The following is a 22,125-nucleotide window of genomic DNA, read 5'->3' on the forward strand; positions in this document are numbered from 1 at the left end:
TCGGTACGCTAATAGGCACAAGAGCCTCATTAAACTCATTTTATTTTGTTAGGGGGGTATCTCCTATGGCAGGAAAAGTTGATGTTTTAGAACGGGTGGTAGGTTGCTTTAAGGGACTTTCCACTGGGGATGCAATTGGAAAGCAAACGGAATCACTTAAGTTTGAGGAAATTGAACAATGGTTCCCGGGTGGGGTTACTGGGTTTCATGGTTCCATAGGTAGCGTCATGCCTCGATACGAAGGAAGGCATTACTTCTGGAAATATGGTGAAACAACAGATGATACTGAACAAACGACTTCGATTGCAAGGGTAATTGCACGCGGGCATGGCATCACACACGCCGCTGTTGGGGAAGAACTTATGTTATGCAAAAAATCAAACCGCCCCACACTACAGTTAGGCAAATTTCAACAGTTGGGCGACCCTTCTCGAATAGCTTTTGAAGGTGACGGATGTGGAGCCGCAATGCGTGTGGCTCCTATTGGAGTGTTATATTCATTTGATAAGATACAAGACCTTACTTCAAGCGTATTTGAAGCTAGCATTCCTACGCACGGTGGAAGATTAGCTATATGTGGCGCAGCCGCAATAGCGGCCGCCGTCTCTGCCGCAATTGATAACAGATCTTCTGATGAGATACTTTTTCATGCTGTTAATGCCGCAAAAATCGCCGAAAAATATCGCCCGTCAACTAGCGATGAGAACATCTCTAGCCTAATTATGCAGGTTCATGAAGAACTTTCGAATCAAGCGATATTATCTTTAGATTACATAAAAGAAAGATACATGCCTTGGAATACCCCTAATATTGTTGCTTTAGCAATAAATTTCGCTGTTATTACTAAATCAGCTGAAAAAACGATTTTACTTGCCGCTAATCTAGGAGGCGACACGGATTCAGTAGCATCGATGGGCGCAGCAATTGCGGGAGCGATGTCACCAGAAACTGTCAATGATATTTGGTACCAAGCCGTTGAAGATGTTAACGGTAACGAGCTTGTCAATCTAGCACCAATAATTACGAGTCTTCGAAAGTGAGTCCAGCTGTGAATTTAGGTTCATTCAGCTAAAGAAGAACTTTAACGTGTTAACTTGGGAGCAGATTGCTTCTGAACGACAGTTGCTCCCTGTTTACATTAAAGTAACGCAATAGTTGTGGGTGCAGGCTGCCGTCCTTTACATTCCTCGGGTATGAGCTGCGTAAAGCGGAACCGCAGTCATGGATATTCAGAATTCGAATAAAGAAGCCGATCCGGGATTATTATGATATGTTCAGAGCTGGGGCAGGGGAACCGGTTTGCTCATCTGGCGATACCATTCACGTAATTAAATCCAAACCTGGGACAAAACCGATCCATTCGGATAATGAACCATTATACGAAAAATATCTTGTTGGGGCAAAGCCCCTGAGGTCGATGTTCATCGTGTTGGCACTAGCAGCCGTTGGCCGTTGCATCATGGATTATTCAATATACTTCCAAAGTGCTCGAATGGAATGCGGTGATAGCGAATATTTTCCTAGCAATTTGTGCTGTGAGTACCGTCTTAATTGTCCCAGCCCTTATGATTAGAGAAGCGCGCCGTAGGCGCGCTAAACCAAATATTAAGGGTTACAATTTATTTTTCACTTTATCTGCGATAGGGAACCATCCTGGGGTATTAATAATTTTCAACCATAATGGATCAGCAATCCCCAATTTTTCTTGATCATCTAAAGTTAACTCAGTACGAATTTCGTTTTCCTTACCTAGCGTTATTTTTTCTACCCAATCTGGGTCGATAATCAGTTCTCGTCCAAGTGCAATAAATGGAACTCCCGATTGTAACGCTCTTAGTGCCTCGTCAGGGGTGCGGATCGAACCTACACCGATAACGGGGACTCTTTGCCCGACGAGCTCGTAAATTAGTTCCATTCTAGAGCGATGGTCCTCTACTCCACGCCTAGGCTTAGACCAAAAGTCCATTAAAGAGATATGCAAATATTCCAAATTTTTATTTGCGAGGACATCCAACAATTTAAGTGTATCGTCCATTGTAATACCGGGTGTCCATTCTTCTTCTGGCGATAATCGATATCCCACAAGAAACGGCTGTTTGGCATACTTAGCCACCGCTTTTTGGACTTCATCTACAACAGCGAGCGGAAACGCCATACGTTTGTCTATATTTCCTCCCCAACGATCATTGCGTTGGTTTGTGTACGGTGAGAAAAATTGTTGAATAAGAAATCGATTTGCCCCGTGAATCTCTACCCCATCGAAACCAGCCTCGATTGCCCTCCGAGTGCTAGCGCCAAACGCACGAATGATCTCTCCAATTTCCTTTTCTTCAAGTGCCCGAGGGATTACGCTCGAACCTTCTTTAGCAACTGCACTCGCACTTACAATATCACCGTCCGGTGTCAATTCCGGCGAACTCTCGCGGCCGCCATGAAAGATTTGCAGAATGGCTTTTGCCCCACGTATCTTTATTGTTGTTGCCAAGCGTTGTAAACTCGGGATCTTATCATCATGATCAGCCGCCAATTCGCCGCCAAATACCCTGCTATTTGATGTGACTATTGCACTCCCCGTTATAACCATTCCAACACCGTTCGAACGTCTTTCGTAATAGGAGAGTAACTCATCAGATATCGTACCGTCTTGCTGAGAATAAGATATCGTCATTGGCGCATGAACAATGCGGTTCTTTACTTCGATACCATGCTTGAAATGAAACGACTCCATTAAAGGTCGATATTTAGGGTTCATAGATGCCCGCTCCTTTAGTAGAATTTATTGGAATTATTGCATTGGGTTCACTCATTTGAATTATGTACATCTCCTCCTGCATATGGTCGGGATTTTCTCTATGCCAGACCATAATAAAAGTTGGTGTCGAATCCAAGTCAAGGGGAGATAACAAAGGAGTTGCCCAAAGATAAGAGTTGGGAGAGCAAATTTGACTTGGAGTCGACTCCAAGATGTATAATACTCAAAAATGCAATTCGGGAGGGGACGCAAATGGCAGAACAAACGTTTACGATCAAGCAAGCCGCTGAGCAAACTGGAATTTCCGAGGACACGATCCGTTTTTACGAAAAAATCGTGCTACTTCCTCAGGCTGAACGAAAGGAAAACGGGCATCGCGTCTATCGAAAAGAGGATATCAACAGGATCAAGCTGATATCCTGTCTCAAAAAGACGGGAATGCCGCTTGAGGCTATGCGGCCATTTTTGGCGGCTTCGGTCGACATCGTTTCCGCGGAATACCCCGAACTGGTGGATCAATTAAGAAGTCACCGTGAAACTATCGTTAATCAAATTTCCTCACTTCAGCAGATCGTTGATTTTATTGACATAAAGCTGAAAGAAGGGAGACCCCGTAAGGAATGCTCAGATCAAAGCCAAGACGAAGCTTTAGAAGAACACAAGGAGAAAGAAAAGATAAAGCCCATTTCCGTCATGGAGATGAGTTATTTTTCCGCATATGCGAAAACGGATAAGTTACCAACTGGTAGACTGACGGAAGATTAAGCTAGCGGGGCAGTTATATTCAGTTATTTATGATAAAATGTGGTTTGATTTATTATAAACCTTTCGTAAATGAAAGTTGACTTAACTAAACTAATGCCGAACTATAGCTCAATCATGACACGACGGCAGCCGCTAATGTTCGGCTGCCGTCACTGCGCTAACGGGAAGATCAATACTGCCGTAAGGTTAAAAATTACGTTGTAAAAATTCGTGTTTGTAAATCGCATGAATCCTTTCCAAAACGTTTTGCGCTTGATCTTTAAATTTTAATTCAGTTACCTGACCTTTCAGCAAAAACACCCCGGTCTCATTGCGGTGTTCCCCGAGAGCACCTTCATACAGCTTGTTGGCGCCGTAGGTCGGCGGGGAGAAAAACAGCTTCATCAACGGCTTAACCAATAGGGGCAGGCCAGAGTTTTTCCCTTTTCTCAGCGTATTGTTGCTACCTGGGTCAACACTGCGGATTTTAATGTCGTCCTCGGCGAGCTTCGGTGCGATGGCTTGAGTCCACAGCGAAAGGGCAAGCTTCGAGGTGGCGTAAGGTCCAATTAGCTTGCGGAAGGTTTTGGGGTGCTCTAGAATTTCGATATTAAATTCCTTCGTGAATTTTAACGCTGAAGATGAGGTGTTGATCACCGTTTTTAAGCGACCGTTTGTTATGAGTTCCTTCAATTCCATCAGAATGATATATGGAACGACCGTCTGCAGTTCGTAATGCTTTTCACGCCCTTGTTTCGAATAGCTCAGCTCGGGAAAGGTCCCGCCGGCGTTGTTGAACAAAATATCGATCCTCTGTTCATTGTTTTTGATCTCTTCAAAAGTTCTTCTCAAGCTGGCATAATCGGTAAGATCAGCTGTTTTATAAATTCGAAGCCATCCGCCATGGATGGCTTTTTGAATAATCATATCGTCAGCCGGAAAGCCGGAACGGTTCAAAGCAACTACCTGCCAATCCTCCGAAAGCAATTTCTTGGTTAATTCTAATCCGATCCCGGAGCTTGCACCCGTAATCAATGCGATATTTTCACGTTGGTTCTTGTTCATTGTATGCCTCCTCCAGATAACGAGGTATTTCACCTGATAGCACACATTCTATAATCTGGAGTCGACTCCAAGTCAAGATATCAAAACAAAATTGTATGGTTCGGCTTTCCTATCATTTCTATAACTTAATGCGCAACTCTTCAGATGCTGATCGCAGATATTAACTACGTCTTTCTACGATAAATACATAGGAGATTTGACTAGGGTTAAATTCAAGCTTTATTCTAGCTTCCCTAGTTAATGTTGAGGAATTACTTATTGAGTCTATTGTTCCTACTCTAATCCCTTCAGGGAACACTCCTCCAAGTCCACTAGTAATTACATTGTTGCCAGGCTCGATCTTGCTATTCTCTTCTATCTTTTTCATGACAAAGTAATGTTCTTCGTTACCAGTATCTAATTTTTCATTAATGAATTCCGTAATAATACCTGTTGTTTGATCATTTTCTTTTAGCTTAACAGATATGGCTTTTGAAGTTTGTTCGTTCCCTAAATTTGTTATGAGAGCTACAACGGAACTATGCTCTTGCACATCACTTATTAAACCAATTAATCCGGACTGAGTAATGACAGCCATATCTTTTTTTATTCCATCATTTGCGCCAAGATCAATATTAAGTGAGGTTGCGATTTTCCCATCATGTGAAACGGTAGAACATGACGCATATTGCAGTATAAAATCTGTTTCTTCCTCGAACCTTTTTTTGAAAGCTAATGCTTCATTCAGTATAATATTTTGATATTCAGCGTTATTTAGCTCGGTCTTGACTAAGGCTTGGAAAACAAGAGCATTTCTCTTTAATATGTCATTCTCTTTTCGAGTGATTGCTATTTCGTTAGAAGTTGTTCTAATCAGAGAAATAAATTCTATAAGCTCCTTTTTATAAAAAATTGATAGGAAAGAAATTACTGCAATGAAACATACACAAAGAAATATCCACTTTTTGACCAACAACGAATCACACCTTCTTGCTTTCTGGGCAGCTAAATTTATACCAGTTATTGTAAACCAAATCTAATATACAGACAACTTTTGCGGGATTTAACTGGTAAAAACTGGCTGATCTCATAATACGACGGTACTCTAGCTCAATAAATAAAGAAGCAGCCCAGGACTTAAAATCCAAGGCTGCTGCGGGACCATAACATGTATCCGTCGCTGGTACTTCAGTTAACGCTATGCTGATTACATCTGAAAGGTTTATTAACGGATATGAGGTGTAGATTCTCTGATAATCGGTTTGGTATAGATGTGGGTGACTTGATAAGGCTGCTTCGGGTTATGAATGCGAGATAGGAGCATTTCGGCCGCCTTGATGCCCATCTCGTTGCTATAAATATGTACCGTCGTGAGATGGGGTTCAACGATGCTGGATTCCGGCGCGTTATCGAAACCGCAAATGACGATGTCGTTCGGAATGGACCGTTTGTTCTTGAGCGCCTTCATGAAGGAAACAGCGATATAATCGTTGGCACATACGAAAGCTGAAGGCAGCTCGTTCATATTCGACAGTTTATCGTCGGCCCACGCCGGGCTTGAGAAGAATTGCCGGTCGTCATCGAGAATGCACTTCGAGCGGTCGAGCTGGATGCTATATTCCGTCAGGGCGCGATTAAAGCCAGCCCAGCGCTCATTAAAACTTTTACAGTGATTATAATCCCCGATAAACCCTAGCGTAGTATAACCCGCATCAATTAACTTTTTCGTGAGTTGATAGGTGCTGTGTTCGTTCTCCATAAGCAATACATCGGCTTGAAATTCCGAGTAACAGACATGTGCAGAACAATCAATAAAAATGGTCGGAATATCAAGACTTGTAATCAGCTTACTATATTCCAAGTTGAATAATTCGATACAAATGATGCCGTCCACGTTGGAAGTATCGAAATTGTTCGGAAGGGACAAGGACTCCTTTTCATTGTCTCTAATAATGTGGATGGATAAATTGTAGCCCTCCGCGCTGATGCGTTTCTCCAGGTCGCTAATCAATGTCGATCCAAAGTGGAACGTGTCAGGCAGGTTCTCGGTTAATAATGCAATGTTCCCGGAGTTCCTTGATAGGAGGTTGTCTGTCTCCATAAAAGCAAATTGCTTATATTTTAACTCGATCGCTTTTTTTATCACTTTGTTTCGGGTTTCATCGGGTATATTGTTCGATCCATTCAAGGCTTTGGAAGCTGTATTCCTGGAAATCCCCAAAGCATCTGCGATGTCCTGAATGGTTACCTTTTCCTTAGCCATGTATGTCATTTCACCTCAGTCATCATGTTCATAAGATTTCCCACGAATTGTGCAAGATTTGTCATTTGTCCAACTCCCTATAATGTATAATAGTTTGCTTGAAATAGCAATATCGTTTTTACAAATGCACAATTTGAATACATTTTTAGCAAATGTAAAGTGTGCAAAATAAACATAGCGCGGTCGATTTTCATGTAAAAAAGTCAAGATGGGCTCTTATGAAGCAGTGAATGGTGCATGTTCACTACGATGTTTTTCATATAAAGTGTCTGAAATTATAATTATGTAAAACTTTAATCTAATTTATGAACAAATTATCATTACAAATGCACAATAATAATTTTACAAAATGTATTGACGGACGATGGCTGCTCTGATAAATTGTAAATGCAGCAGGACATACGCAGAAATGAAAACCTTTCAATTTTACCCTTACACTATGCCCTTACTGCATCAAAATGTAAACTTTGTATAGGAACGGAGGTAAAGGCATTGCATAACGCGATAGAAATCGACCGCAGCAGAGTAATGAAGAGACGCAAGAGTTCCTTGCTTACGGACGTAAAGAAGCACTACTTTCTATATCTGCTGCTTGCGCCGGCTGTGATTTTGACCCTTATTTTTAAATACGGTCCGATGTATGGAGCGGTCATCGCCTTTAAAGATTTCAGCCCAATCAAAGGGATTCTGGGAAGCAAGTGGGCAGGTCTGCACAACTTCGAGAAGTTCTTGTCCTCTCCCAATTTCGAAGTCATTTTTATGAATACGCTTAAATTGAGCTTCTTCGGATTGATTCTAAGCTTTCCAGTGCCTATTTTACTCGCCTTGATGCTAAATCAGATTCGCCGTGCGAGAGTCAAAAAGAACATTCAGTTGTTCTTGTATGCGCCGAATTTTATATCTGTTGTCGTGGTGGTCGGGATGCTGTTTATTTTCTTGTCCCCGACGGGACCGATGAATCAGTTCTTCGCTTGGGTTACAGGAGAGCCGATCATGTTCATGTCTCGACCGGAGTACTTCCGCTGGATCTACATTTTATCCGATATTTGGACGGGGGCCGGCTGGGCATCCATTATTTATGTCGCAGCGCTTGCTAACGTCGATCCCGAGCTGCATCATGCTGCCAACCTCGATGGTGCGAATCTGCTTCAAAGAATACGACATATCGATCTGCCCGCCATTCGTCCCATTATGGCCATCGTATTTATTCTTGCAGCCGGCGGCATTATGTCCATTGGATTCGAGAAAGCTTATCTGATGCAGACGGCCATGAACTTGCCAACATCGGAAATTATTCCGACGTATGTGTACAAAATCGGGTTGCAGAAAGGCGACTATGCTTATTCAGCTGCCGTAGGATTATTCAATTCTGTCATTAATGTCGTCCTGCTCGTCACCGTTAACTTCATCGTGAAGAAGCTGAATGAGGGCGAAGGCCTCTACTAAGAAAGGAGCATCAAGTCATGCCCATTAAACATTCCGGATTCGACCGACTCCTGCTCACGTTGAACATGATCTTCCTGTCGCTCGCGGTACTGATCGTTGTCATTCCTTTGATCTATGTCTTGATCGCATCCTTTATGGATCCATCCGTGCTGCTAAGTCAAGGGATATCATTCCATCTATCTGACTGGTCCTTGGAAGGCTATGAGAAGATTCTTTCGAATCCGGCTATGATTCGAGGTTTTGGCAACGCCGTTTTATATTCCGTTTCATTTGCGGCCTGTACCGTCCTCATCTCGATCTTTGCGGGGTACGCGCTGTCCGATGACAGACTCCGGGGAAAAGGATTTTTCATGACGCTGTTTATTATCACCATGTTTTTTAGCGGCGGACTTATCCCTACATATTTGCTTGTGAAAAATCTTGGACTGCTGAATACGGTATGGGCGGTCATCATTCCGGGCGCTGTGAATGTATGGAACATCATTCTCTCGAGAACGTTTTTCAAAGGCGTGCCGAATGAACTCAAGGAAGCAGCGAATGTCGATGGCGCTTCGGAGATGCGAATCTTCTTCCGTGTCGTCTTGCCGCTCTCCAAACCCATTATTTTTGTACTCGCGCTTTATGCCTTTGTCGGGCAGTGGAATTCCTACTTTGATGCGATGATTTATCTAGATAATCCACATCTTCATCCGCTGCAGCTCGTCCTGCGCTCCATCCTCATTCAGAATCAAGTGGACCCGGGGATGATCAGCGATCAGCTCGCGATGGCGGAGTTGAAGCGATTGTCGGAAATTATCAAGTATGCGGCGATCGTCGTTTCTAGTTTACCGCTCATCATTATGTATCCGTTCTTCCAGAAGTACTTTGAAAAAGGGGTTATGGTTGGTTCCCTGAAATAGGGAACAGGCTGCCCATAGATGAAGTGGCTATCATTCAACTCTAATTTGGAGGTCATCTGCGATGAAAAGACTAAAGAAATTAAAACTTTCGACGAAAGCGGCTTCTACTTCTGTCCTTGCTTCATTGATGATCCTTACGGCTTGCAATGGCAGTGGAGGAGAGACTGCGGCGAGTAAAGAGCAGGATCCGAACGGCAAAGTAACGCTGAACTTCATTACACAGAGCTCCCCGCTCGCTCCAGCGGATCCGAACGACAAGCTGATTAATAAACGGCTTGAAGAAAAGACGAATGTGCATATTCAGTGGAAAAATTTCACAAAGGACGTATTTGTAGAGAAAAGAAACCTGGCTGTAGCTAGCGGCGATCTTCCAGATGCCATTTTCAATGCGGATTACAGTGATTATGAATTGCTCAAACTGGCGAAGGACGGAGCGATCATTCCGCTGAATGATCTCATCGAGAAGCACATGCCGAATTTCAAAAAAGTGCTGGAAGAAGCGCCAGAATACAAGAGCATGATTACGGCGCCAGACGGCAATATTTATGCCTTCCCGTGGATTGAGGAGCTCGGTAACGGCACAGAAAGAATCCAGGCCGTAGACAGCATGCCTTGGATCAATGTGGAATGGCTTAAGAAGCTGGGACTTAAGATGCCTACAACAACGAAGGAATTAAAGGAAGTATTAATTGCATTCAAGACCAAGGATCCGAATGGCAACGGGAAGGCGGACGAAATTCCGTTGTCCTTCATTAATAAGCCGGGCGCGGAAGATTTGGCGTTCCTCTTCGGCTCGTTCGGACTGGGCGAGAACCCTGACCACGCAGTCGTTAGCAATGAGGAGAAAGTGATCTTCACGCCGGCGCAAAAAGATTACAAAGAAGCGGTATCTTTTATTCACGAGCTGTATCAAGAAGGACTCATTGACGTGGAAGCCTATACGCAGGACTGGAGTACCTACCTTGCCAAAGGAAAGGATCAGAAATACGGACTTTACTTCTCCTGGGATAAGGCGAACATCAGCGGTGCGAATGATCATTACGAAGTCATGCCGCCGCTTGCAGGACCTAATGGCGAAGTGAATGTAACAAGAACGAATGCGCTTGGCCTTGCGAGAGGCAAGATGGTGATTACGAGCGCCAATAAAAATGTGGAAACGACAGCGAAATGGGTGGACCAGCTGTATGATCCGATTCAATCGGTTCAGAACAACTGGGGAACATATGGAGACGACAAGCAGCAGAACATCTTCGAATTCGATGAAGCGAAGGGGATGCTGAAACATTTGCCGCTGAATGGTGCGGCTCCTGTAGAACTGCGCGAGAAGACAAGTATTGGCGGACCGCTCGCGATCCTGGATTCGTATTATGGGAAATACACGACCATGCCGGATGACGCCAAAGGCAGAATGGATATTATCAAGAACATTATGGCTCCGAAGATGAAGGCCGAGAACGTTATGCCAAGCGTATTCAATTCCATAGATGAGCTCGATCGCTTGACGACCATTGAAACCGATCTGTTTGCCTACGTGCTTCGCATGCGTACGGAATGGTACCAGAACGGCAAGATTGATGAACAATGGGATGCCTATTTGAAAGAACTGGAGCGCTTGGGCTTGCAAGAATGGCTGAAAATCAAGCAGGGCGGTTATGACAGAGTAACCAAATAATGATCGATCCATACAGAGAGAAGGACCTTGAGTTCAAATTCAAGACCTCATTAAGAGTAGAGGAGAAAACAAACATGACTACGATGACGAAGCAAAATTATCGAGGCGTATATCATTTTTCACCGAAGGAAAAATGGATGAACGATCCGAACGGGATGGTGTATTTCGAAGGAGAATATCATTTGTTCTACCAGCACCATCCGAGCGGAATGACCTGGGGACCGATGCACTGGGGCCATGCGGTTAGCAAGGATCTTGTGACCTGGGAGGAGCTGCCGATTGCGCTAGCACCTGATGAACATGGCATGATTTTTTCGGGCAGTGCTGTGGTCGATTGGAACAATACGACGGGGTTCTTCGAAGGTCAGCCAGGCCTTGTCGCGATTTTTACGCACCACAAGGAAATGCCGGACGGAAAGCCAGCCATTCAGCGTCAAAGTCTGGCCTACAGTACGGATCGCGGCAGAACCTGGACGAAATACGAGGGGAATCCCGTGCTTGAGCATGCTGCATATGTTGATTTCCGCGACCCTAAAGTGTTCTGGCATCAAGCAACGAACAGGTGGGTGATGATTATCGCTTGTGGGCAGACGGTATGTCTGTATCATTCACCTGACTTGATCCATTGGAGTTTTGCCAGCGAATTCGGCGAAGGGATCGGATCGCATGACGGGGTATGGGAGTGCCCCGACCTGTTCCCGCTCGCGATCGATGGGGATCCTGCGAACACGAAATGGGTCATGCTGGTGAGCATCGGCGCGGATTCCGCTTTTGTGGAAGGCTCAAGAACGCAGTATTTTACAGGTGACTTCGATGGGGAAGTGTTCACGCCGGATGAAGCTTCTAGGCGAGTTCGTTGGTTGGATCTTGGCAGAGATAATTATGCGGGCGTATCCTGGTCCGATGTGCCTGCAGAAGATGGAAGACGGCTATTTATCGGTTGGATGAGCAACTGGATGTACGCAAACCAGACGCCAACTGAAGGCTTTCGCGGTGCGATGACGATCGTACGAGAGCTTTCTCTCGAATTAAGACACGGGGACATCGTTCTTGTACAGAAGCCTGCCAGGGAAATGGAATCCGCCCGCGTACAGGTTCTTTCGATGAATGAGGAAACGGTTCATGAAATCAATACGCGCCTTTCAGAGATTCGCTTGGAATCGTATGAGCTGGTGGCGGCGTTCCCGCGCGGGAAGTCTGCTGGCTTTAAAGTAAGAGTAGGTGCGGATACAGAAACCGTGATTGGAGTGAACGGTGAAACCGAGGAGCTTTATGTCGATCGAACGGCGTCGGGTCTGCACGATTTCCATGAGCATTTCTTAGGACATCATACAGCCAAGCTGAAAGTGCAAAACGGGCTCTATGAACTCCGCATTTACGTGGACCGTTCCTCCGTAGAAGTGTTCGGTCAAGGCGGCCAGGCCGTCATTACGGATCTGATCTTCCCTGGACCGGAATGTACCGGACTTGCCGTGTTCACAGAAGAAGATCAAAACTTGCGGATGTCCCTGGATATCTATGAGGTTAAGCCTTCTGCGGAACAAGCCAAGAAATAGTCATCGAGAGGAGTCATGATATGCGGATAGGTGCAATTGAAGCCGGAGGAACGAAGTTCGTATGCGGGATCGGGAATTCGCAAGGGGAAATCGAAGATCAGATTAGCTTCCCGACCGAACGTCCGGAACAGACGCTGCCGAAAGTAATTCAATATTTTCAAGACACGAAGGTTGAAGCCATCGGCATCGGGTCGTTCGGGCCGATCGATTTACGCCCAGATAGCACAACGTATGGTTACGTGACCACAACGCCTAAGCCGGGGTGGAGCAACTTCGATATGCTGGGCACTCTTAGAGAAGCCTTCCGGGTTCCATTCGGTTGGGATACGGACGTCAACGCAGCGGCACTCGGCGAGGTGACGTGGGGCGCTGCCCAAGGGCTGTCCAGCTGCATATATTACACCATCGGCACCGGTGTTGGCGTCGGCGTCTATGCAGAAGGCCGCCTGATTCATGGCCTTGTTCATCCGGAAGGAGGGCATATTCTGATGAGACGCCATCCTGACGATCCTTTCGCAGGCGGATGTCCCTATCATGGGGATTGCCTGGAAGGCATGGCAGCAGGTCCTGCGATTGAAGCAAGGTGGGGGGTAAAAGGGCACGAGCTACCTATAGATCATATCGCATGGGAGATCGAGGCGTTCTATATTGCGCAGAGTATCACAAGTGCGATCTTATTTAACTCTCCTCAGCGAATCATTCTCGGCGGAGGTGTGATGCAGCAATCCCAATTGTTCCCTCTTATTCGGAAGGCTGTGCAAGTGAATCTGAATGGTTATATAAATTCAAGCGCCATCCTGGAGCACATCGATGATTATATCGTGCCGCCCGGACTGGGTCAGCAAGCTGGACTATGCGGCGCTTTGGCACTGGGACTTGCTGCCAGGGAGCGGGCTTTAGCTTCAGAATAGAGATATGGTTTGGCGGCCGGTTGCGTTAAGGAATCGGCTGCCTTCTTCTTTTTTGATCCTAGTTATGCGGAAAGGAGGTTACCGACAGATCAGCGAGGTCGAAGAGCAAGGGAATCAGGATGTATAAGAAGCAGCGAAGTTAGAAGTCATAACCATGAAAGTGGCTATGACTTCTTTTGATTTTTTTTAGAGAGAATTGTAAGCTGAACTGGATCGTCAAGGATTGTTGGTGAACCTGGCTTGGTTTAGCTTGTGTAGAAGCAAAGCCCAAAAGGCACTTACAATCCCTAGCCCAACTACTACTGGGTATACTGGGTAGGGCAATCTTGTGGAGGAGCGCGCAGTAGAAAAAGTTCAAGGACGTTTCTTCTATTCACGCATGCCCTAATTTCAATGGCTGTACAACCGAGGGAATGACAGGATAACGTAGTAGTTAAATCCAATAAATGGTATATTCAATTTATTGTGTCCAAAGGATCCGTTAAGGTTTGCTCATGGAAGCACAAGTAATCATTGCGCCTAAAGGTATTTCAATGACAATCTAATATTGCTGAAATATAAGTTTTCGAAATCATGAACAAGTTTGTAAAGGCGGTTTTTATCGTACTGCGTAGGAACTACAAGTACAACGATTGAGTTCTTAACCCGATTCATTTTCTGATATTGGGAGATAGAATGTCCCAGCATCAAACTGTCCATTGTTTCTACTTCAACATGGGTTATCCCAGTATTATCGTAAATTGCAATATCCGGAATAATATCTCCGATTTTATTCGGTTTTCCATGTACCCATTGAATATGATCTGCAAGAACGTACTTACCGTTATTATGATTTAATAAAGCAATTTCCTTAACAACAGAATCATGCTCGCTCTGTGCTGTAGGAGTTCGTCTTCTGAGGGTTGTTAGGAGTGGTGGTCTAAACAAAGGATTCAGTTCTGTAGAGCGGTTGGAATTAAGAATAATCATACACCTACCTTGTTATGTAATATTAGCACTCGATACGAACGACTGCTAATATGTCTATTATACTATCATTTACCAGGGTATACAATTATTAAAACACAATATATTGACTGGCAATAACGATTATCGGTCATTGTTCACAATATATAGATATAGTGCGACAAATACTACAACTACCAAATCGACCCGATATGTGTATATTTTTCCAAAAGGACATGGTACAATTCAGCGAGAAGAACGGGCTGCTGCACTTAGGTAACGGCTGATGCATGGATGTCAAGGAAAAATAAATCTCTATTTTAGGGGCTGAGAGTAGATGAAAATAAAGCAGCTGAATTTGGCAAAGAGGAAAGAGTATTTTGAAATATTGAAAAAAGAAATTGAGATGATTGAATCCTACTCTCCGCAGACGGCAGAAGAGAGAATTATTCATGAGTATGCAATAGAGGGCAGTGTTACCGTTGTAGCAAATAAATTAAATGAAGCTGGCTGGCGAATCGATGGTCGAAAATATACGAGCAATGATATTTCTGCAGTCTTGAAGCAAAAGCCTAAAGATGAGTTTCATCAAATGGTTAAGAAGGCTTTTGAACATAACAAGGCAGGCTAAAGATATTAATGGATAAGTAGGTGAGATTATTTTTAAAAAGTATGATAGCGCGAGTAGCTATATCCGGAAAAAGTATAAGTGTAGCGGTTATTTTTTTGGTTTAGGTCCAATCTCATTAAGTGACGTTCACAATGTAAAACATCGATTGGTAAGAGATCATACAATAAAAGAGCTCCGATCGATTAAGGCAGGAATTGATGCTCAGTTTGAACAATGGAAGCTAATAAATCTCTTCTTCACTTTCATGACCTTTTGTGTAGGTATATTATCCGCGCCACTCGTTTTTTACATAGGACAAGTTTTAAAAATGGATGATTGGGTACGTAGTGCAAATAATGTGATAGACTCAAAACGTATGGAAGCGGCCGGTTTAAGTGCAATAGAAAGTGCTGATTATCTCTCCAGAAGATTAGAGCAGGATGTAGGTTCAAATGTAAAAACGATTTTTAATATAGTGAGTGGTCATTACGGGCAATATGTAAAAATCTTAGTTGTCCTGCTTGTTGTATTTTCTTTTTTAGTTGCGAGGTATTTATGGCTTGCCGCCGCGCATCATTTAGTGAATCAAGCTTTTGATGAAATGTCCAAAGACAAATTATAAGAAAAGACCATTGGCCTATAAAAATGGATTTTAAATAACTTCAGAAGAAGGAGTTTTTAGCCATGTATGATTATTCATTAGACCTGGCAGCCGAACGTATTAGGCACCCTAAAACAAAGGAATATTTCCGTGAGGTTATGAGTTCATATGCGATTGGAAATTACCGATCAGCGGTTCTATCCCTCTATGCTGTCGTTATTTCGGATCTTGTGTTTAAACTAAAGGACCAGGTGGAGCGCGAGGATGATCCCGGCGCTGCAAAAATATTGAATGATGTAGAGGCTGAAAAGAGGAAAGACGTAAACTCCTCTAAGTGGGAAATGATGCTGGTGAACAAGGTTTTTAACGAGACCAAGCTCCTAGAATTATCGGACAAAGCGAATATTGAATCTCTAAAGGAACATCGTAACTTATCAGCACACCCCAATATTCTTGATACAGAAGAAAACGTGCTGTTCACACCGAATAAAGAGACTGTTCGCGCGCATATCCGCAACATGCTTGAAGGGGTGCTTACGAAGTCTTCTGCCCATACTGCCAAGTTGGTTGATCAAATTATTAGCAAACTGCCAGAGTTGTGGAACCGTGTTGATGAAGAATCCGAGTTTGATCGAATGTTTATGAAACGTTACTTAGGCGACCTTAATCCGAAAGCCGTGGAAAGCTTATTTAAAAAGCTTTGGAAATTCACATATAAATTAGAAGACGAGGATTGTACGAACAATAGGGATGCAAACGCCCAGACAGTTGAGTTAATTACTAGAACTTTCCCCGAATTAGTTATTAAGTGTTTGACGGAAGAACCGGCGTACTATAGCCAGGTTTCAATGGATAACGGGCAACTAAATAAGATCATTAATTTATTCAATCAATCTCCACGGCTATTCTCCCTTCTTGATGAAGATATGCAGAAACTGATGGAGGTGGTGATTAGCAGGGGGAAATTAGCACGTTATGCTCGTTCATGGTTCCTTAGTGGGAGCCCAGAGGATCATTTTACTACTATAAAACAAAACTTAAGTGCTCGCAGTTTTAACCGTCTTGACTTAATTAGATTCGGTGATCTTGCAAAGCAGGTTAATAAGTTAGATGACTATTTAGATTTGCTCATTACATACTTCTTAAAAACCGAAAGTTTCTCAGAGGCGCATTCGCGATTTGATCATGTTCATAGGGAATTAGAAAACTTCGATGAAGAACAATTTAAGGCATTGTTGGACGTGATGAATTCTAACAATCAAATTTATAATTCACATGGATGTTCTTGGATGCTGGCTGAGATTCAGGAAGCAGCGGAGAATAAGCTAGGTAAGAAGATAGATTTAGCTCCTTATTCTAATCTAAGATAACAATGCTGCTATTAAAGAAAAAGAGTATTTTCGGATCCCTCAGCTCGTCCGGCCCGGAACTCCAAGCGACTGACCGGCTCTAAGGCGCAAACGCCTAAGACCCGGTTAATTTATATTTGGAAGAGATTCGTGAATGGGAAATCGGTTGGGCATTACACTCGGATTATTGTAAAAAAGGTTATGCAACCGAAGTAGTAGGGTTACTAATTCAATCTGCATTTAACAATCTTAATGCTCATCGAAAAGTAGCCTACTCTAATGCTGAGAACAGTCTTTCAGAAAAAGTAATGATAAGAGCTGGAATGGTAAGGGATTGGTATTCTTATGGGAGGTAGTATATGATAACTAAAATTATCGATGGGGTCACATTTGAGTTGAAAGAAGAATTTGATTTTAAATTTTTATCTGAGTACGGCAAAGTCTTTGCTGTTTTCGACAGGCAAGATTCTGGATATTTAAGTTTTGGTATCCTAAATGATAACAAGAAGCTTTTCGTAAAGGTGGCAGGCGCAGCTACCGCATTAAGCAGTGTAAGTACGGACATAGCTATTACTCGGCTTAAATCAACCGTTTCTGTCTACCAAGATCTAAGTCACCCCAGCCTCATCGAAATAATCGATCACAAGGAGATCAAAAATGGTTACCTAACGGTATTTGAGTGGTTTGACGGAGATTGTATGGGGAAGCAATATAATTCGTTTGAGAAATTCTTGGCCCTGCCATTAGAAAAGAAATTCAGTGTTTATAATGAAATATTATTATTTCATATTCATGTAAACAAAAGAGGATACATTGCTTTAGATTTTTACGACGGTTGCATCATGTATGATTTTATATCAGAAGAGACCAGAATTTGTGATATAGAATTTTACGCAAAAAGACCAGTGATAAATACAATGGGGCGTATGTGGGGGTCAAGTCGCTACATGTCTCCAGAGGAGTTTCAACTAGGTGAAGAGATAGATGAAAGGTCAAATGTATTCCAAATGGGGGCAACAGCCTTCCAGTTGTTTGGTGGCGGAAAAGAAAGAAGCTTTGATGAGTGGCAAGCAAATGAAAAATTATTCACGATTGCATTGAAAGCTGTTAGTACTCAAAAAGATGATCGCTATCAATCGATCGATGAATACTTCGAGGCGTGGAATAACGCTATAACCGGTAATAGTTGATTAAGCGAGATTAAAAAGAATGCCATTATAGACAGCGCGGCAAACCGTATTACGGTAATTCATTACGCTAACGTTTACGTTAGTTTGGTACAAGCGAGAGGCAGCTGAGTGGATTGGCGTTATGCGAGCGATCATGATATCTTAATAAACTTAAACGGGATGCGATTGAGGATTCTAATTTTGAAGATCAGGTCGTGCAAATTTTGCAAACTTATAATCATCATTTCCCTTCTTTCGGGATAAAGTTGGAATCAATCCTTCGCCAAGTACAATGAGCAGGATTGATTTTTTATTTTTGCTGCTGCTACTTTGGTTATATAGAAAGTTTCCTTGGAAATGAATGGGAACCCCTCGGTAAAATAGAAAGTGAAAAACTAACTACAGATAGCACCGAAAGGAGATAGGATGACTCATAACGAGGCTGTTAAAATATGCGATGCATATTTACTTCCATTCATATCGGAGCTGTACGGGTTGGAGGGCTATGAAATCAGGCCGGTGAAGGCACATGCCGGAGGACGGAATCTCGTTTATCGCTGCGAGAAAGAGGGCGCTGATGGCAAAATTATTAGAATCGCCTACTTGAATGACAGGAGCCGGGAAGAATTGCTGGGCGAAATGGAATATATCCGGTATTTATTCGAGCATGGCGGTAGTGTCTCGAATGTAGTCAGCTCCCGAAAAGGGAATCTGCTGGAAGAGATAACCCATAATAATCACACCTTTTTTGTCTGCCTGTTCGAAAAGGCTAAGGGAAAAAGGTTAGTGGAAAATCATTATCGGTACCGGGAAGGAGTCCCTATTACCGAATATTATTATAACTGCGGTAAGGTCCTGGGGAAGCTGCACCAATTGTCGAAAGGGTACACTCCCGTGCATCGCAGGTATAGTTTTTTTGATAAGTACAATGTCGAGTATATCGATAAACTAATCCCCGGCTCCTTATCTCTGCTTAAGGAGAAGCTGGCAGAGCTCCTTAAAACCTTGGAAGGGCTGGACAGGAGCCCGGAATCTTTCGGTATGATCCATTATGATTACAATGATGGGAATTATATGATAGATTTTGCTACTGGGCAAATCACTGTATATGATTTCGATAATGCTTGCTACGGTTGGTATATGTATGATCTGGCAGATCTTTGGAGGAGCGGCATGGGCTGGATACAATCTGAGCCAGACGCCGATAAACGAAAGAATTTTATGGATGATTACTTTAAAACAGCCCTCGAGGGGTACAGATCCAAGACCCAGATCGAAGACTCAATGTTGGATCAATTGCCTTTATTTATCCAGGTGGCCATCATGGAACATATTGTAGATGCATTCGAGGGTATGCGGAACAACGGTGAAGAGCTGACGTGTGATGAGGAGCTGTCCTATTGCATAAAATGCCTGGAAGACGATGTCCCGTATGTAGGATTTTTCCATGAAATGTATTCGTGTGAAGAACCCTTCGAGAATGAGAAACGAGATATTTGATCGTTTTGTTGGGGATGCCCTGAACTGGATTAACCTAGCATTCCCCATACAATTATCGGGCAAGATGTACAAGCCGTTGATCAATCCGTTGAACGGTTGCGAGCTTAGTCATAATCGGGCAGCGTACTAGAGCGCATTACTATGCGGTCTAATATTTTTTTAGTCAATGGCATAAAGTAATTAAGCAGTAGCCCCCCTAAGCAAACGGTTAGTAAAGTACCAATACCAATGGGTCCATGGAAAATCATTGCCATGATCAAGAATACGGCGTAAATGAAGGTTCTAGAAAAAAACAAATTAGTTCTAGTAAGTTCTTGTATTATTAATGTTAATCGGTCAATGGGAATCGGAGCAAAATTAGTGTGTAAATAGGTGGAGGTTCCTAAGCCTATAACAACTAAACCGATGCCGAAGCAAAGGATTTTGCTGTGCCATTGTTCAGGAGCTATTACATCGTGCAATAAAAAAAGCCACATATCAATGCCAACCCCCGTTATCAATGCTGTCAGCATCCCCAAAACTTCCGGTCTTTGTCTTTTTAACAGCGAATTACAGCATATCAGTATCAAAGCAGTTATGATTTCCCAGCTCCCCACCGTAAGCCCCACATTTATGGATAACCCCACCAAAAGCGCATCAAAAGGTGAAGTTCCAAGATCCGATTGTATAGTGAAAGAAATACCAAGGGTCAATATTAATATTCCTACGACATAAAAAACATATTTCACTTTCCTCGACCTCTTTTAGGTTTATTTATGTTGCAAATACAACAAATTTAAGTTAAATTTACTATATATCGTTTTTATTGCATTTGCAACAAAAATTGTTCTAAGGAGATCATTATGAAGGAAATCCTGCGTGAAATAGGAATGATTGCAAGGGCATTAGATTCAATCAGCAATATAGAATTTAAAGAATATGACCTTACAAAAGGCCAGTATTTGTACCTTGTCCGAATATGTGAAAACCCGGGAATCATTCAAGAAAAATTAGCGGAGATGATCAAAGTTGACCGGACAACCGCGGCACGTGCCATACAAAAGCTTGAATTGAATGGCTTTATCGAAAAGAAAGAGGATGAACATAACAAAAAAATAAAAAAGCTCTTCCCAACAGATAAAGGGAACGAGGTATATCCTTTTATCAAAAGAGAGCATGATCATTCGAATAGTGTCGCATTAGCGGGATTTTCCGAGAAAGAAGCAGAAACCATTTATCACCTTCTTCAAAGAGTTAGAAAAAATATAGAAATAGATTGGGAATTCGTGAAAAAGGGAAACAAGAGAAATTATTGATTCTGTAAAAAGGAGCTGTCAATGAAAATGACTGTAACCATAAAAAAATGCGGCCGTGAAGATCTACAAACACTCCAAGAAGTAAGTATCGAAACCTTCAACGACACATTTAAAGATCAGAATTCGCCTGAAAATATGAACGCCTATTTGGAAAAAGCATTTAACACTACCCAGTTGGAAAAGGAATTGTCCAATATCTATTCGGAATTTTATTTCGTCTTTTTCGATGAAGTGCTTGCTGGGTACTTAAAAGTGAATATGAATGATGCCCAATCCGAGCCAATGGGTGATGAGTCGCTCGAAGTGGAAAGGATTTATATAAGACAATCATTTCAAAGAAAAGGGCTTGGAAAATATTTAATAAACCAAGCAATGGAAATAGCCAGAGGACACAAAAAAAAGAGAATCTGGCTGGGAGTTTGGGAAAAGAACGAGAATGCCATTGATTTTTATAACAAAATGGGTTTTGTTCAAACTGGAGCTCACTCATTTTATATGGGCGATGAAGAACAGATTGATTTTATTTTGACCAGAACACTGGATTTTGAAGAGCATTGAGGAATTGGTACATTCAAAATTATGAATAATGGATCTTCAGCTAGTCCACTATTTTGCTTATTGTTGGTTTATCTTTTTAAAAACATTTATACATTAGATGTATGAAGGGAGAAAACCATATGTATATACCGGAGCAATTCAAAATCACGGATCATTCCATTGCCTACAAGATGATGAGGGAAAATAGTTTTGCAACTTTATTTTCTCAACATGAAGGAACACCCTACGCCACTCATTTGCCGCTGATTCTCGATAAGGATCATAAGTACCTATACGGTCATTTTGCCCGTCCAAACCCTCAATGGAGAGACATTAGGAATCAAGATGTGTTAGCGGTATTTCATGGTCCCCATTGTTATATCTCTCCCTCTTGGTATGAGACGAATAAGGCCGTTCCGACATGGAACTATGTGACTGCTCATGTGTACGGGAAGATCGAATTTATTGAGGACGAAAAAGAGTTAATGGAGTCCTTGCATGAGATGGTATTGAAATATGAAGCCCCTGACAGTCCCTACAGGCTGCAGGATATAGACCCTGACTTTTTAAGCGGTATGAGTAAGGGAGTGCAAGGCTTTAAAATGAAAATAGACAGAATAGAAGGGAAAGCGAAGTTAAGCCAAAATCATTCCATTCAACGGCAGGAATTGGTTATTCAACAGCTAGAGAAGATACCGAATACAGACGAGCAGCAAATTTCCTCTCTAATGAGACAAAATCTTAGATCATTAAGCTAAGGGGTATGACGGATTCCGACAAGCCTTAACAAAAAGACAGCAAAACGGTCATACATTCGTGTCACCTACAATAT

General features: G+C 42.7%; 23 protein-coding genes. 17 read left to right on the plus strand and 6 right to left on the minus strand.

The features are described from left to right. Positions 1 to 65: 65 nt before the first annotated feature. Together GGC63_RS18270 and GGC63_RS35385 are read left to right on the plus strand one after the other, a co-directional pair. Positions 66 to 1,040 carry an ADP-ribosylglycohydrolase family protein gene (locus GGC63_RS18270; RefSeq protein WP_192703517.1) on the plus strand — a complete coding sequence of 325 codons (975 nt, stop codon included), beginning with the start codon at positions 66 to 68 and terminating at the stop codon, positions 1,038 to 1,040. Positions 1,041 to 1,168: 128 nt separating this feature from the next. Next, positions 1,169 to 1,573 (plus strand): DUF2812 domain-containing protein, encoded by a 405-nt coding sequence (locus tag GGC63_RS35385; RefSeq protein WP_192703755.1) that lies wholly within the window; start codon positions 1,169 to 1,171, stop codon positions 1,571 to 1,573. Positions 1,574 to 1,612: 39 nt separating this feature from the next. Here the strand turns inward: GGC63_RS35385 and GGC63_RS18280 are convergent, their stop codons facing one another. Beyond that, complete coding sequence (locus GGC63_RS18280; protein ID WP_192703518.1) at positions 1,613 to 2,752, minus strand: NADH-dependent flavin oxidoreductase; 1,140 nt, start codon at positions 2,750 to 2,752, stop codon at positions 1,613 to 1,615. A gap of 252 nt (positions 2,753 to 3,004) precedes the next feature. Between GGC63_RS18280 and GGC63_RS18285 the strand changes: the two genes are divergently transcribed. After that, positions 3,005 to 3,517: a MerR family transcriptional regulator gene (locus tag GGC63_RS18285; RefSeq protein WP_192703519.1), complete on the plus strand. Its 513-nt coding sequence runs from the start codon at positions 3,005 to 3,007 to the stop codon at positions 3,515 to 3,517. Between the two features lie 186 nt (positions 3,518 to 3,703). Here GGC63_RS18285 and GGC63_RS18290 read toward each other — a convergent pair whose 3' ends face one another. The 3 genes from GGC63_RS18290 to GGC63_RS18300 all read right to left on the minus strand — a co-directional run bounded on the left by GGC63_RS18290 (position 3,704) and on the right by GGC63_RS18300 (position 6,803). Then, positions 3,704 to 4,561, minus strand: a complete 858-nt coding sequence (locus GGC63_RS18290; RefSeq protein WP_192703520.1) for an SDR family NAD(P)-dependent oxidoreductase — start codon at positions 4,559 to 4,561, stop codon at positions 3,704 to 3,706. A gap of 160 nt (positions 4,562 to 4,721) precedes the next feature. Next, the gene (mreC, locus tag GGC63_RS18295; RefSeq protein ID WP_192703521.1) at positions 4,722 to 5,516 is read right to left on the minus strand and encodes a rod shape-determining protein MreC; all 795 of its coding nucleotides are present in this window, start codon (positions 5,514 to 5,516) and stop codon (positions 4,722 to 4,724) included. 249 nt (positions 5,517 to 5,765) lie between these two features. Then, positions 5,766 to 6,803, minus strand: a complete 1,038-nt coding sequence (locus tag GGC63_RS18300; RefSeq protein ID WP_192703522.1) for a LacI family DNA-binding transcriptional regulator — start codon at positions 6,801 to 6,803, stop codon at positions 5,766 to 5,768. Positions 6,804 to 7,331: 528 nt separating this feature from the next. On the opposite strand from GGC63_RS18300, the gene GGC63_RS18305 reads away from it, so the two are divergent. The 5 genes from GGC63_RS18305 to GGC63_RS18325 all read left to right on the plus strand — a co-directional run bounded on the left by GGC63_RS18305 (position 7,332) and on the right by GGC63_RS18325 (position 13,287). After that, a complete protein-coding gene (locus tag GGC63_RS18305) occupies positions 7,332 to 8,249 on the plus strand; it encodes an ABC transporter permease (RefSeq protein WP_192703756.1) in 918 nt (305 codons plus the stop codon). A gap of 17 nt (positions 8,250 to 8,266) precedes the next feature. Further along, positions 8,267 to 9,148: a carbohydrate ABC transporter permease gene (locus GGC63_RS18310; RefSeq protein ID WP_192703523.1), complete on the plus strand. Its 882-nt coding sequence runs from the start codon at positions 8,267 to 8,269 to the stop codon at positions 9,146 to 9,148. A gap of 61 nt (positions 9,149 to 9,209) precedes the next feature. Then, entirely contained in the window at positions 9,210 to 10,820 is a 1,611-nt protein-coding gene (locus tag GGC63_RS18315; RefSeq protein WP_192703524.1) for an ABC transporter substrate-binding protein, read from the plus strand. 74 nt (positions 10,821 to 10,894) lie between these two features. After that, entirely contained in the window at positions 10,895 to 12,376 is a 1,482-nt protein-coding gene (locus GGC63_RS18320) for a glycoside hydrolase family 32 protein (protein WP_192703525.1), read from the plus strand. A 20-nt stretch (positions 12,377 to 12,396) separates the two neighbouring features. Next, positions 12,397 to 13,287 (plus strand): ROK family protein, encoded by an 891-nt coding sequence (locus GGC63_RS18325; protein ID WP_192703526.1) that lies wholly within the window; start codon positions 12,397 to 12,399, stop codon positions 13,285 to 13,287. A 519-nt stretch (positions 13,288 to 13,806) separates the two neighbouring features. Here GGC63_RS18325 and GGC63_RS18330 read toward each other — a convergent pair. Next, positions 13,807 to 14,256 (minus strand): hypothetical protein, encoded by a 450-nt coding sequence (locus GGC63_RS18330; protein ID WP_192703527.1) that lies wholly within the window; start codon positions 14,254 to 14,256, stop codon positions 13,807 to 13,809. 313 nt (positions 14,257 to 14,569) lie between these two features. Between GGC63_RS18330 and GGC63_RS18335 the strand changes: the two genes are divergently transcribed. The 6 genes from GGC63_RS18335 (at position 14,570) to GGC63_RS18360 (ending at position 19,461) form a co-directional block, all read left to right on the plus strand. Next, complete coding sequence (locus tag GGC63_RS18335; protein ID WP_192703528.1) at positions 14,570 to 14,863, plus strand: hypothetical protein; 294 nt, start codon at positions 14,570 to 14,572, stop codon at positions 14,861 to 14,863. A 307-nt stretch (positions 14,864 to 15,170) separates the two neighbouring features. Beyond that, a complete protein-coding gene (locus tag GGC63_RS18340) occupies positions 15,171 to 15,464 on the plus strand; it encodes a hypothetical protein (RefSeq protein ID WP_192703529.1) in 294 nt (97 codons plus the stop codon). 62 nt (positions 15,465 to 15,526) lie between these two features. Beyond that, entirely contained in the window at positions 15,527 to 16,813 is a 1,287-nt protein-coding gene (locus tag GGC63_RS18345; RefSeq protein WP_192703530.1) for a hypothetical protein, read from the plus strand. A 116-nt stretch (positions 16,814 to 16,929) separates the two neighbouring features. Then, positions 16,930 to 17,148 (plus strand): GNAT family N-acetyltransferase, encoded by a 219-nt coding sequence (locus GGC63_RS35390; protein WP_192703531.1) that lies wholly within the window; start codon positions 16,930 to 16,932, stop codon positions 17,146 to 17,148. A 3-nt stretch (positions 17,149 to 17,151) separates the two neighbouring features. After that, positions 17,152 to 17,982 (plus strand): serine/threonine-protein kinase, encoded by an 831-nt coding sequence (locus tag GGC63_RS18355; protein ID WP_192703532.1) that lies wholly within the window; start codon positions 17,152 to 17,154, stop codon positions 17,980 to 17,982. 405 nt (positions 17,983 to 18,387) lie between these two features. Continuing rightward, the gene (locus tag GGC63_RS18360; protein WP_192703533.1) at positions 18,388 to 19,461 is read left to right on the plus strand and encodes a phosphotransferase enzyme family protein; all 1,074 of its coding nucleotides are present in this window, start codon (positions 18,388 to 18,390) and stop codon (positions 19,459 to 19,461) included. A gap of 104 nt (positions 19,462 to 19,565) precedes the next feature. Here GGC63_RS18360 and GGC63_RS18365 read toward each other — a convergent pair whose 3' ends face one another. After that, positions 19,566 to 20,189, minus strand: coding sequence for a YczE/YyaS/YitT family protein (locus tag GGC63_RS18365; RefSeq protein ID WP_192703534.1), 624 nt, complete (start codon positions 20,187 to 20,189; stop codon positions 19,566 to 19,568). A 114-nt stretch (positions 20,190 to 20,303) separates the two neighbouring features. On the opposite strand from GGC63_RS18365, the gene GGC63_RS18370 reads away from it, so the two are divergent. The 3 genes from GGC63_RS18370 to GGC63_RS18380 all read left to right on the plus strand — a co-directional run bounded on the left by GGC63_RS18370 (position 20,304) and on the right by GGC63_RS18380 (position 22,051). Next, entirely contained in the window at positions 20,304 to 20,756 is a 453-nt protein-coding gene (locus GGC63_RS18370; protein ID WP_192703535.1) for a MarR family winged helix-turn-helix transcriptional regulator, read from the plus strand. A gap of 27 nt (positions 20,757 to 20,783) precedes the next feature. Further along, positions 20,784 to 21,314: a GNAT family N-acetyltransferase gene (locus tag GGC63_RS18375; protein WP_192703757.1), complete on the plus strand. Its 531-nt coding sequence runs from the start codon at positions 20,784 to 20,786 to the stop codon at positions 21,312 to 21,314. Between the two features lie 119 nt (positions 21,315 to 21,433). Then, complete coding sequence (locus tag GGC63_RS18380) at positions 21,434 to 22,051, plus strand: FMN-binding negative transcriptional regulator (protein ID WP_192703536.1); 618 nt, start codon at positions 21,434 to 21,436, stop codon at positions 22,049 to 22,051. The last annotated feature ends 74 nt before the right edge of the window (positions 22,052 to 22,125 follow it).

The sequence above is a fragment of the Paenibacillus sp. OAS669 genome, assembly GCF_014873645.1.
Lineage (GTDB): Bacteria > Bacillota > Bacilli > Paenibacillales > NBRC-103111 > Paenibacillus_S > Paenibacillus_S vulneris.